The organism is Paenibacillus sp. WLX2291 (assembly GCF_046603665.1).
GTDB lineage: Bacteria > Bacillota > Bacilli > Paenibacillales > Paenibacillaceae > Saccharibacillus.
The window spans coordinates 2,817,097-2,829,149 of the sequence record NZ_CP176755.1 but is presented as its reverse complement, the minus strand read 5'-3'; the positions used below and the strand labels follow the sequence as shown (position 1 = coordinate 2,829,149).

Genomic DNA, 12,053 nt, shown 5'->3' with positions numbered 1-12,053 from the left:
TTACACAAATAAGGCTACGATCGTTGATGCAGCAGCATGAGCGATCGTAGCCTTATTTGTATTTGTTATTTATGGTGCATTGGGCAAAGATTGATCAGCTAGCAGGTAAGATCACTTCGAAGCAAGTTTGGGCAGCATTGCTCTGTACAGAAACGCTGCCTTGATGACGCTCAGCGATACTTTTTACAATGGCAAGTCCTAGACCGCTACCGTTGCTATAACTCGAACGCGCAGCATCTGCACGGTAAAATCGGTCAAAGAGATAGGGCAATTCCTCTGGCGGGATCGGCTGACCGTAATTGATACAGCGAATGATCACTTGATCGTGATGCTGTTGCAGTTGGATATCTAGCCAGTGTCCACAGCTTCCATAACGTACCGCATTGGAAAAGAGGTTCTCGAACAAGCGAACTAGCTCGTCGCCATTCCCGGACACTCGTATAAGCGGATCGGTTGAGGTGAGACGGTATTCCATACCTGCTTGCTCTAGCATCGGTACACATTCCTCTGCCAGTTGTTCCAACAGTTGAACAAGATTTAGCGATGTAGATTGCAATGGTTGTGCATGATACGTAATGCGGGTATAGTCTAGCAGATCTTCAAGTAGCTTTTGCATCGTTAGCGATTTCTCGTAGGCGATATGCACGTAATGTCGCAGCTCGATCTCATCGCGGTAACGATCACTTTCTACATATCCGAGAAAACCGATTATCGATGTGAGCGGAGTGCGTAGATCATGCGAGACGCCAGTAATGAGATGATTTTGCGATTGTAACGCCGTTCGTTCTTCATTCATCGCCTGATTCAATTGATCCAGCATATGATTGAGTTGGGAAGACAGTCTGCCCAGCTCATCACCGGATGATATCGGCAATCGATGGGAAGTATTGCCGTCTGCTACCATACTCATTCCACTGCTAAGCTGACGCATTTGACGTAGCAGCGGACGAGAAAATCGATGCAAAAACAATACATATAACGGAATAAAACAAATGATCATCACCGGACCAAAGCCGATGTTGTTCACACACCAGCGAATGATGCTGATGTATAGTGCCGGTTCTGGCAGAGGCGGATGAAACCAGAGCAGCATACGCGCTCCCACATACCCGGCAAAAACGATAGCGGCGGCACATCCGATGGCGGCGAGACTGTACAAAATCATGCGCCAGCCAAGTGTATCCAGACGTCGATGAATCATCATATAGTCACTCTTTCTCTAAGTCCATGATAGGTTTTTATTACTGGAAAACATATATTGGTAAGTGGTAGAAGCTATTATACATTCTCAATCTTGTAGCCGATTCCCCAGACCGTTTTCAGATAATGGGGCTGGCGTGGATTGGACTCGATCTTTTCACGTATTTTGCGAATGTGCACCATAACGGTATTGGGTGAATCCATATAGTCTTCTTTCCATACTTTCTGGTAAATATGCTCAGTGCTGAATACTTGTCCCGGGTGGCGAACGAGTAGTAACAAAATGGCAAATTCACGCGGAGTCAATCGCACCGATTCGCCATGCAATAGCACTTCGTGATTGGACACATCAATCTGTAGAGCACCGAGTTCAATCTGCTCGCTCGACGTACTGATCTGCGGCGTATAGCTTTGAGCACGGCGCAATTGCGACTTGATGCGTGCTACCAGCTCTAGCGGATTGAACGGTTTGGTGACATAATCGTCTGCGCCAACACTCAATCCGGTGATTTTGTCCATATCCTGTCCTTTAGCAGACAGCATGATGATTGGAAAATGTTCTTTTTCACGAATCTGCATACAGGTCTGAATGCCATCCAGTCTGGGCATCATCACATCGAGCACTATCAGATCAACCTGTTCGGCGGCAATCATCTCTAGCGCCTGCTGTCCGTCCGTAGCAGTCAATAGATCATACCCTTCGTATTGCAAATAAATCTGCATCAGCTTGACGATATCTGGCTCGTCGTCAACAAGCAATATTTTACCCTGTGTCATGATTGTTATCCTCCCGCACTGCCGACATGAGATGTAGCAGCATATAATATGGGATGATCATACAATTCATGTATGAACTCGGCATGAACGGGAAGCTTACCTAAGATAAGATCTGTATAGGATCGTGTTGTATTGATCAATTGAGTAGTGTATAGACCAATCGGAACATAATGCAGACGAACGGAACGATACTTAGATCAAACAATGCCTAGATCAAATAATGCTGAATGCTATATGAATCAACTGAATGTCGTATCAGTTGTAGGCTTGCTGTTCTTAGTCATAGTTTGAACAGTAGTTCCAGTAGTTCCAGTAGTTCTAGCTGATGCTGGCGACATGTTGGATGCAGTTGATGTTGCAGATGTAGATGTAGATGTAGATGTGTTTCCTGTCGGTACGGTGCTTGTTGGTTTGGATATGGTTGCTGTTGTCGGTTTGGATGTTGCACCTGTTTTTGGCAAACTACCAAATGCCAGCCATGCGAATGGAAGATAACGGGCAGCGAGATAGACAATTAGCCACGAACAGAGCAGCGCAGTTAGGAATCCGCCTGCATACCAAGCATGCTCCAGCAGCGAATTGCCTGATTCCGGTACTAATCTGCGATATACCAGCAGGAAGAATGGATGGATCAGATAAATACCAAACGAAAATGAACCGAGTCGTGAGAAGATGCGTCCGGTCAATGAACGTCCGCTGCGATATAAGAGAAATGACAGTTGCAGCAACACGAGTACACTGGTAAAGGCATACAGACTATAGAACAGATCGAACAATGTAGAATTGTATGCTGTGCCGTATAACCGATTTTCATACCAAATATATACATGTGTTAGACCACTGCCGAGCCATACCGTCCATAGCAGCAGCCATGCTCCGATTCGCGCAGCAGACACATGTTCACGGCAGATGATCAGCCATGTTTTCAACTGATTGTAATAGATGCCGAGCGTCGCACCGAGCATATAGTACGAGAAGTACGACAGTGACCAGCTCCCCCGATTATCCACCTGAAAATAATACTTATTCCCCAGTACAAATGCCCATTGCAACAACAGTCCAATCGGTATCGCCCAGCGAGCAAGACGCGGCGAAGACTTGAACAACCATAGAAACAGTGGAAACAGAATATAAAACTGCATATTGATAAACACAAAGTACAGATGCGTATACGCCTTGCCAGTCAGCAGCTTATCAATAAAATTCGCTGTCATCTCATGTAGCGACAGCTGACTACCGTTCAAATATTGCTGCAATCCAAAGTAAAATAGCGAAAACAATACATACGGAATCACGATATATAGCAGCCTGCGCTTGTAAAAGCTGCTTACCATCTTGCGATCTAACGGACGATCCATATAGTTGTAAAATAGCACAAAGCTACTCAACGCGATAAAGGTCGGCGTTCCGAATTTCATAAAAATATTCAGAAAATTGTATAACCAGTAGTAATTTGATTCCAGCATATTGAGTGTGGCATACGATGTTGAATGCACAGTAATGACGCCCATAATCGCGATCGCACGCACGACCTGAAGCTGGGACAATCGTTCTTTTTTGCCGGGTGTAAGAGTAGATGTTGTCATGCCGACGTTCCTTTCCAAACGTAGTATTGCTGTCGTGTGTTGAGCGGCAGCGTGTTTCACTCTATTCATTACAACCGATAGTTCTTAATGCTTTTGCGCTAATTTTCACAAGAATTGTTTAAAACATTCTTAACAAATGCTAAGAACTTGTATTGATATATTCTATAAGCGGATTGATCTTATCTATTAGCAGATACATTGACGCTGACGAAAATAAGGCATACATTTAATGACATAATTCATATTTATTCGATAGGAATTAAATGAATAAGCACAGAAGAGGAAGGAGGAGCACAATATGCTGGATCATCTATCATCTTCAGCCGGGCTGCTGAATGACACATTGGAAAGCGATCTGTCGCGTATTCGTCGTCATTTGCATAGTTATCCAGAGCTGCTGTTTGATGTGGATCAGACGATGAAGCTAATAGCTGGGCTGCTGCGCAAATGGGATATTGAACTGCATGAGCAGGTCGGTCGACATTTTCATAAAGGTGTGATTGGTATCCTGCGCGGTGCACAGCCGGGACCAGTCATTCTACTGCGTGCCGATGTAGACGCGTTGCCGATTGCGGAGCAAAATACGGCGGCATACGCATCGGTACATGAAGGGGTAATGCATGCTTGTGGACATGATGCACATACAGCGATGCTGCTTGGCGCGGCAAGAGTGTTATCAGCAGAGCGAGAGCAGTTGCATGGCACGATTGTGTTTGCCTTTCAGCCAGCGGAGGAAGGGGCACAGCCGTCGCCGCTAGATGGACGCTTGATCAGCGGCGGTCGCGATCTGATCGAGGACGGTATATTGGAGCATGTGGATCAGGTGTTTGCACTGCATGTGTGGCCGCAGCTAGAAACCGGGCAGATCGGTATTCATCCCGGTACAGCAATGGCGGCATCCAGTCATTTTACGATCACGTTTAGCGGAACGCCGGGTCATCACAGCACACCGCATCTGGCTTCAGATAGCATTATTATGGCGGCACGATTTATTAATGACATCAAGCTGTTCATGGCAACGCTTATTGATCCGCTAGAATCGGCAGTGTTGTCGTTCGGTACGTTGCATGCGGGAACGGTGAAAAATGCGATTGCTGGCAAAAGTGAATTGACCGGCACCTTCCGCACCTTTGATCCGCAGACGGTAGAGCGCATTACAGCAGCGATTGAAGGGTATGCCAAGCAGATTGCCACGCAGCAGGGTGGAACCGCGGAAGTGGTTCAGCGAACGGGAACGGTGCTGCGCAATGATCCTGATATTGTGCGGCAGGTGGAAGCAGCGGCGCAGCAAGTATTCGGAGCGGATGGCGTGCAGATTCTGGAGCAGCCGGTGCTGGCGGGTGAGGATTTTGCATTGTATACAGAGCAGCGACCGGGAGCATTTGCCTTTATCGGTTGTCGGGCACCGGATCAGACAGAAGCGTATCCGCTGCATCATCCGCGTTTTGATATTGATGAACACGTACTGCTGTTAGGCACACGCCTGCATGTGCAGTTTGCCAGAAATGCGTTATCTTCCATTTCCCATAAACGAGAGGATGTCTAACTATGAGCAATCACGCTAATGATTCACAATCCCGTTCTTCACAAGCTTCAGCTGCCCAAGCGCAAGCTGCTGCTTCTGCATCCAATAACAGTCATGCACGCGGAAAACAGCTGCATCTAGGCGCTATTATTCAAGGCGTAGGCGGCAATATGTCTGCTTGGCGGCATCCGGAAGCTACGGTAGATGCGAGTATTAACTTTGACTATTACCGTCAACAAGCGCAGAAGGCGGAGCAAGGCAAATTCGATTTCCTGTTTATCGCGGACGGATTGTATATCAATGAAAAGTCGATTCCGCACTTCCTGAACCGGTTTGAGCCGATTACGCTATTGTCGGCGCTAGCTTCGGTTACGTCGCGTATCGGTCTGGTTGGCACGTTGTCCACATCGTACAGTGAACCGTTTACCGTGTCCCGTCAGTTTGCCAGTCTGGATCATATTAGTGGCGGACGTGGGGGCTGGAATGTAGTGACGTCACCGCTGGAAGGTTCGGCGCGTAACTTTAGCCGAGATGAGCATCCAAGTCATCCAGAACGTTACCGGATTGCACAGGAGTATTTGCAGGTAACGAAGGGGTTATGGGATTCATGGGAAGAGGACGCATTCGTACGTAATAAGGAAACGGGTGAATTTTTTGACCACGATAAGCTGCATACGTTGAATCATCAAGGAGACCACTTTTCCGTTCAAGGACCGCTCAATATTGGTCGTTCGCCGCAGGGACAGCCGGTTATTTTTCAAGCAGGTTCCTCTGAGGATGGTAAGAATCTGGCAGCAAGTCAGGCGGATGCGGTATTCACGCGTCATGACAGTCTGGAGAAGACGGTGGACTTTTACAATGATCTGAAAGGTCGATTGCCGCAATATGGACGTACATCAGATGATCTGCTCATTCTGCCGGGCATTAGCGTCATTATTGGGGAAACGGATGAGGAAGCGGAGCGCAAATACTGGCAGGTTGCCCAGCTGGTGACGATCGATAATGCGATTGATTATCTGGGGCGTTATTTTGAACATCATGACTTCGGGCAGTATCCGCTGGACGAGCCATTCCCGGAACTGGGCGATCTTGGCGACAATAGCTTCCGTAGTACTACCGATAGCATTAAGCGCAATGCCAAGGAGAATGGGCTGACACTGCGTCAGGTAGCGTTACAGGCGGCAACGCCACGACCGACCTTTATCGGAACAGCGCAGCATATTGCCGATCAGCTGGAAGAATGGTTCCTCGCTGGCGCAGCAGATGGATTTATTGTGGGCGGCGGCACACCGAATGGGCTGGGTGAATTTATTGATCAGGTCGTTCCCTTGTTGCAGGAAAAAGGGCTGTATCGTACTGATTATGAGCATTCCACATTGCGTGGCAATCTCGGTCTGCCTGCACCGCAGAATCGCTATACCGCTGAACGTCAGGCTCCGAAAATCCACTCCTGACATCGGACGGTTGTCTTGAATGAAGCTGCAACACTTGCAACACATCGGCATCCAGACGTTATTCTGAATGGATCTCTCTGTATGTCGGTGTACATAATGTTATCTAGTTAACAGGAAAGAAGGGGAGATGATGATGACGATAGTGACAGAGAAAGAGAATATATCCACTCCACACAAACAGTCGCAAAAAAATGCTTCAGTAACGAGACATGTAGCCGAGCAGACAAGCAGTGAACGCCGCAAAAGGTGGTCGCCGCGATATACATGGAGTAGTACACTGATCAGCCTGATGGCAATTGTATTGATTCTGTCGGGTTGCGCTTCCAGTGCTGGTACAGGCAGTGAAGCAGCGCAAGCTGCCAATGGCGGAACAGGCGGTACGTTGACATATGCGCTGGCAACAACACCGGATACGCTGGATCCGCATCGTAGCGGCTGGGCGGTGTCGGTGCGCGTATTCCACAACATTTATGACAATCTAGTTGTGCAGGATAATGATGGCAAGATCAAGCCGTGGCTAGCTGAGAGCTGGACAGAATCCAAAGATGCCAAAAGCTACACGTTCAAGCTGCGCAAGGATGTGACATTCCAAGATGGCACACCATTCAATGCGGAAGCCGTCAAATTCAATCTCGATCGCGTCATCGATCCAGCGACCAAGGCAGCTAATGCGCTTGCGCTGGTACAGCCGTATGATTCGTCCGAAGTGATCGACGAGTATACTGTGAAAGTGAATCTGTCGCGTCCATCACAGGCATTTCTAGTCAATTTGAGTCAGACGATGCTCGGTATCGTATCTCCGACTGCCGCCAAAAAATACGGCGATCAATTCGGTCAGCATCCCGTTGGCACAGGACCATTTGAATTTGTCAGCTGGGAGGATAACGCTAGCATCAAGCTGAAGCGCAATGAGAATTACGCTTGGGGACCAGAGACGGTTAGCAATACGAAGGCGCCGTATCTCGATGGCATTACCTTCTCGATCATTCCAGAGGAAGCGACGCGAATTGGTAGTGTGCAGAGCAATCAAGTACTTGCTGCTGAAACGGTGCCACCACAAAATGTACTGGCGCTACAAAATAGCCCGGATCAACAGCTGTTACAGGCAGATACACCGGGCTTGCCATACACGCTATTTATCAATCAACGCAATGCACCGTGGAATGATCTAAAAGCACGTCAGGCGCTACAATCTGCCATCGACGTAGGAGCTATCGTCAAAACGCTGTACTTAGGCACCTACAAGCAAGCATGGTCTTCGCTCACACCGGGCATTCTCGGCTACGACTCGTCGCTGGAAAATAAAATCCAGCCCAATGTAGAGCATGCCAATCAACTATTGGATGAACTGGGCTGGACCAAAGGCGCGGACGGCATTCGTGTCAAGGACGGCAAACGACTTGTTCTGCGCTATGTAGACGGTTCGCCCAATCGTGAAAAGCGCAATGATATTGCCGCAATGGTGCAGCAGCAACTAAAAGCCGTTGGCATCGAGGTTCAGGTGAATATTACCAAGGATGTTGCTACAACGATATTCCAAAATCAGGCGTACGATCTGTATGGCAACAGTCAAGTCAATGCCGATCCTAACGCATTGTCCGCGTTCTACCATACACCTGCAAAAGGTGCGCGTGAGACGTTGTCAGGTCTATCCAATCCACAGCTCGACAAGTGGCTGGATGAAGGCGCAGTAGAAAAGGACACTGCCAAACGTGAAGAAATTTATCGTAATATCCAGCAGTGGATTAGCGATCAGGCAATCATTATTCCAATTTACATTTTTCCGTATACGATAGCTGCGTCCAAAAGTGTACAAGGTCTGACTTTCAACCATCTTGGTTATCCAAACTTTAACGATGTGAAATTGACAGGAACAGGAGGGTAACTATGCTCCGTCTGGCAGGAATACGTATTATCTCTTCATTGCTGGTCGTGTTGGGATCGCTGGTGCTGGTGTTTGCCATCTTTTATCTGCTACCCGGCGATCCGGTATTGTCGATGATCGATCCGTCGTATGCCACGGCGGAAATGGTACAAAATCTGCGCGTGCAGTTAGGACTAGATCAGCCCTTTTACATGCAGTTCTGGAATTATGTTAGCGGTATTGTACGCGGTGACTTCGGCGTATCGATGCTCAACTCCGAGCCGGTATTGCCGAAAATCATTGCTCATTTTCCAGCAACATTGACGCTAACACTGACCAGTACACTCATCGCTGCGGTGATCGGTATTACGCTCGGTGTGCTGTCGGCAGTACATCGCAATGGCTGGATTGATGTTATTGCCCGCATTATCGGACTGTTCGGTATTTCAATGCCGACGTTCTGGTCAGGTATTCTGCTCATCCTGATCTTCTCTATTCAGCTTGGCTGGTTTCCGGCAATGGGTTCGGATGGCTGGCAGACGTTAGTGTTACCTTCGGTCGCACTTGGGATCGTTGGTGCGGGCTTTATTATTCGTATGGTACGCAGCAGCATGCTCGAAGTGATCAACGAACCGTTTATCACCACACTGCGTGCCAAAGGTATCGGCGAAAGGGTGATCATGTACCATCACGCTCTTCGCAACGCATTGATTCCGGTAGTGACTATCGTCGGTATGCAGCTGGGCGAGATGCTGGCAGGAACGGTTGTCATTGAGACGGTATTTTCCAGACAGGGGATCGGTCGTATTCTAGCAGATGCGATTATGGGACGAGATATTCCGGTAGTGCAAGGGGTCGTCTTTTTCACAGCGATTGTGTATGTAGTCATCAATCTGATCGTTGATCTGTCATATGCGTATATTGATCCGCGTATTCGTCGCTCCACATAAATGTTGTAGTGAGCAAGATTGTACATGTTGAGTATTAGTGATCCAAAAAATCAGAAATATGCAGTTACAGAACGGGAGGTGTGCGAATGAAAGTTCTATCGTGGACAGCAGCGCTGAGTGGACGCAATCGCACCAGCAAGGCGGAAGCCATACAAGGTGAAGGTGTCGGCTGGAAACGGCAAAAAAGACAGCAGCGCATCAGTCTCATTCTGGCGGGCTTTGCGGCGGCGCTAGTAGCGATGTTAGTTGTGTTTGCGCTAGTGCCACAGTGGCTTGCGCCGTATGCGCCGACAGCGATGATGGCAGATCGGATTTTGCAGCCGCCCGGAGCAGCGAATTGGCTCGGTACGGATTATTTTGGACGTGATATTCTGAGTCTGGTTATTTACGGCACCCGCGATTCGCTGCTGATTGGTTTCAGTTCCGTGATCGCCGGGGTGCTTGCAGGTGGTGCACTTGGAGCATTGGCAGGGTATGTCGGTGGTTGGACAGACATCATCATTATGCGCATTATGGACATTCTCATGACGATCCCGGGTGTCCTGCTGGCGCTTGCGATTGCAGCAGCACTCGGTCCGGGTCTGCCTAATATCGTACTGGCAATTGCAGTCGCGTCCATTCCCGGCTATGCACGGGTCATGCGTGGACAAATTGTTGGATTGCTCACACGAGGCTATATTGAATCTTCGCGTACATTGGGCGCATCCAACTGGCATATTGTCCGTCGTCATATTTTGCCCAATGCGATATCTCCAGTCGTCGTTATGGCAACGATTGGTCTGGGCAGCTCGATTCTGACCGGAGCGGGGCTGAGCTTTCTTGGGCTTGGAACGGTAAGCGAGATTCCGGATTGGGGAGCGTTATTGTCACAAGGACGTGGCTATCTGACAGTTGCATGGTGGATTTGTACATTTCCGGGCTTGGCAATTACAAGCTTTGTGCTGGCGGTGAATCTGATCGGAGACGAATTACGTGATCGGCTAGACCCACGTGCTAGCAGCTAATTTCACAGTTGAAAAGGATTATTATATGTCCAGCGTAATATGCGTATCGTACGATCTTGCTATGTAACCTACATCATATGGAGTAGACAACAGACCATGCAAATGGTCTGTTTTGCTATATTTCTAGGTATTTTTACATACAAAAGATTACAAATATTAGTAAATTTTTCAAACATTTTTGCGAAATAGGTTATTCGATGCAAAAGGGTGGGTAAATAATATCTGGGAACGTCGATATACAAGGATCAAGTTGGAGATGAAGCCTGAGTATGTGGAACTACATACCGCCTGCTTCAGAATCAGGATTACGATTGCTGTAATGTGGCGGTCTTAGTTGTTGCCATTATTGTACAAGACAGCATGTGTATCCATGCGTATCATTGATAATATTCCTGTTATTTTACTGTGCCTTTCTGCATATCAGTTTGGAGCTTTGTCGTTATGTTCTATTATGTAAAACAGATTTATTCTAGCACCATAATGTATATCGATCTCTCTTAACAACATACTGAATACATCAATGGAGGGAATAATCATGACTAAGAAATCCAATTTCAAAAAACCGATCTGTGCACTTGCAACGATGACATTAACCGCTTCGCTACTGCTTCCCGGTGCGGCATTCGCTGAACAGAACAACACAGCGAATGGCAGTTTTTCGCTGAATAGCAGTAGTTATTTGAGTAATACGGGTTGGACAGGCAGTACATCGTCTGCAACTGGAGCAGGGGAGATCATGTCCAGTGATCAATCCATTTTCTATGATAATGCGACTTCCTTCGGATATAACTGGATGTATCCAGCAGACAAAACAGGCATTCAATCGTCCCCAGCGATCTCATTCGGTTGGAACTGGACGAATGGCTACGAAGGGGCAGGCAATGTTCCAGTCGAGGTATTCCGCGACAATGCACGTAATCGTTCCTCTAACAGCGGAACGCAGATGAAAAATATCGATACTTCTGTCGCCTATACGACGTCTGATGTAACCGGTGATTATGCAACAGGATACACAGTATATATCCACAATACGCAATGGGCAGGTATGGATACGACACCAACAGCGACGATCAAAGTGATCACTTCCACGTCTGCGAATCCTGGCAATGATGATACAAGCGGTGCTATGTCTTCCAGTGATATGTCCAATCGCACAGAAACCAGTGTAGCGGATAACGTGTTTACTAGTACAGCAGGCAGCACAGATGCTATGCAAAATGAATCGGGTGCATGGGGACAATGGCTGAGCACGGTAAGTATCGGTGGTTCGACATGGAATGTATACCGCACAACGACCAATGCCGATCATACTGTTACATCTGCGAATGCTAACAATCATGTAACGTACACCTATGTACGTACAGCCAATACCGAAAGCATCTCACTCAACCTGACTGATTTTGTGAAAAACTTGCTGGATCGCAGTGAGTTGACGATGACAGGCAACTATGTAAGTGGTGTGAAATTTGGCACTGATGTATTGAGCGGTAGCGGAAAATTGACAGTGAATGAATGGAACATTAGCGTACAATAAGCCTGCTTGCTCAATCGTAATCGTTGCTGCTGAATATGTTGTGATCCTATAAAAGTTAATCACACCACAACTATTAGCGAATCCAATACCAGCAACAAGATAAATAAAAAAGCAGCCATTTCGATGCAGAAATGGCTGCTTTACATGTATAAGGCAATA

9 protein-coding genes are annotated in these 12,053 nt (G+C 47.5%); 6 read left to right on the top strand and 3 right to left on the bottom strand.

Features of this window, described 5'->3' with window-relative positions:
• Positions 1–94: 94 nt before the first annotated feature.
• The 3 genes from ACDE64_RS12075 to ACDE64_RS12065 all read right to left on the bottom strand — a co-directional run bounded on the left by ACDE64_RS12075 (position 95) and on the right by ACDE64_RS12065 (position 3,563).
• Positions 95–1,204: an ATP-binding protein gene (locus tag ACDE64_RS12075; RefSeq protein WP_411346918.1), complete on the bottom strand. Its 1,110-nt coding sequence runs from the start codon at positions 1,202–1,204 to the stop codon at positions 95–97.
• Positions 1,205–1,278: 74 nt separating this feature from the next.
• Positions 1,279–1,977: a response regulator transcription factor gene (locus ACDE64_RS12070; protein WP_411346917.1), complete on the bottom strand. Its 699-nt coding sequence runs from the start codon at positions 1,975–1,977 to the stop codon at positions 1,279–1,281.
• Positions 1,978–2,216: 239 nt separating this feature from the next.
• On the bottom strand, positions 2,217–3,563 hold the full coding sequence (locus tag ACDE64_RS12065) for an acyltransferase (protein WP_411346916.1): 1,347 nt from the start codon (positions 3,561–3,563) through the stop codon (positions 2,217–2,219).
• Between the two features lie 298 nt (positions 3,564–3,861).
• Here ACDE64_RS12065 and ACDE64_RS12060 point away from each other — a divergent pair, with 298 nt between their 5' ends.
• From ACDE64_RS12060 to ACDE64_RS12035, 6 genes are all read left to right on the top strand, one after another.
• Positions 3,862–5,109: a M20 metallopeptidase family protein gene (locus ACDE64_RS12060; RefSeq protein ID WP_411346915.1), complete on the top strand. Its 1,248-nt coding sequence runs from the start codon at positions 3,862–3,864 to the stop codon at positions 5,107–5,109.
• Between the two features lie 2 nt (positions 5,110–5,111).
• A complete protein-coding gene (locus ACDE64_RS12055) occupies positions 5,112–6,542 on the top strand; it encodes an LLM class flavin-dependent oxidoreductase (RefSeq protein ID WP_411346914.1) in 1,431 nt (476 codons plus the stop codon).
• Positions 6,543–6,831: 289 nt separating this feature from the next.
• The gene (locus ACDE64_RS12050; RefSeq protein ID WP_411350281.1) at positions 6,832–8,427 is read left to right on the top strand and encodes an ABC transporter substrate-binding protein; all 1,596 of its coding nucleotides are present in this window, start codon (positions 6,832–6,834) and stop codon (positions 8,425–8,427) included.
• A gap of 2 nt (positions 8,428–8,429) precedes the next feature.
• On the top strand, positions 8,430–9,356 hold the full coding sequence (locus ACDE64_RS12045) for an ABC transporter permease (protein WP_411342448.1): 927 nt from the start codon (positions 8,430–8,432) through the stop codon (positions 9,354–9,356).
• 86 nt (positions 9,357–9,442) lie between these two features.
• Positions 9,443–10,360: an ABC transporter permease gene (locus ACDE64_RS12040; protein WP_411346913.1), complete on the top strand. Its 918-nt coding sequence runs from the start codon at positions 9,443–9,445 to the stop codon at positions 10,358–10,360.
• 535 nt (positions 10,361–10,895) lie between these two features.
• Positions 10,896–11,894, top strand: a complete 999-nt coding sequence (locus tag ACDE64_RS12035; protein WP_411346912.1) for a GH12 family glycosyl hydrolase domain-containing protein — start codon at positions 10,896–10,898, stop codon at positions 11,892–11,894.
• The last annotated feature ends 159 nt before the right edge of the window (positions 11,895–12,053 follow it).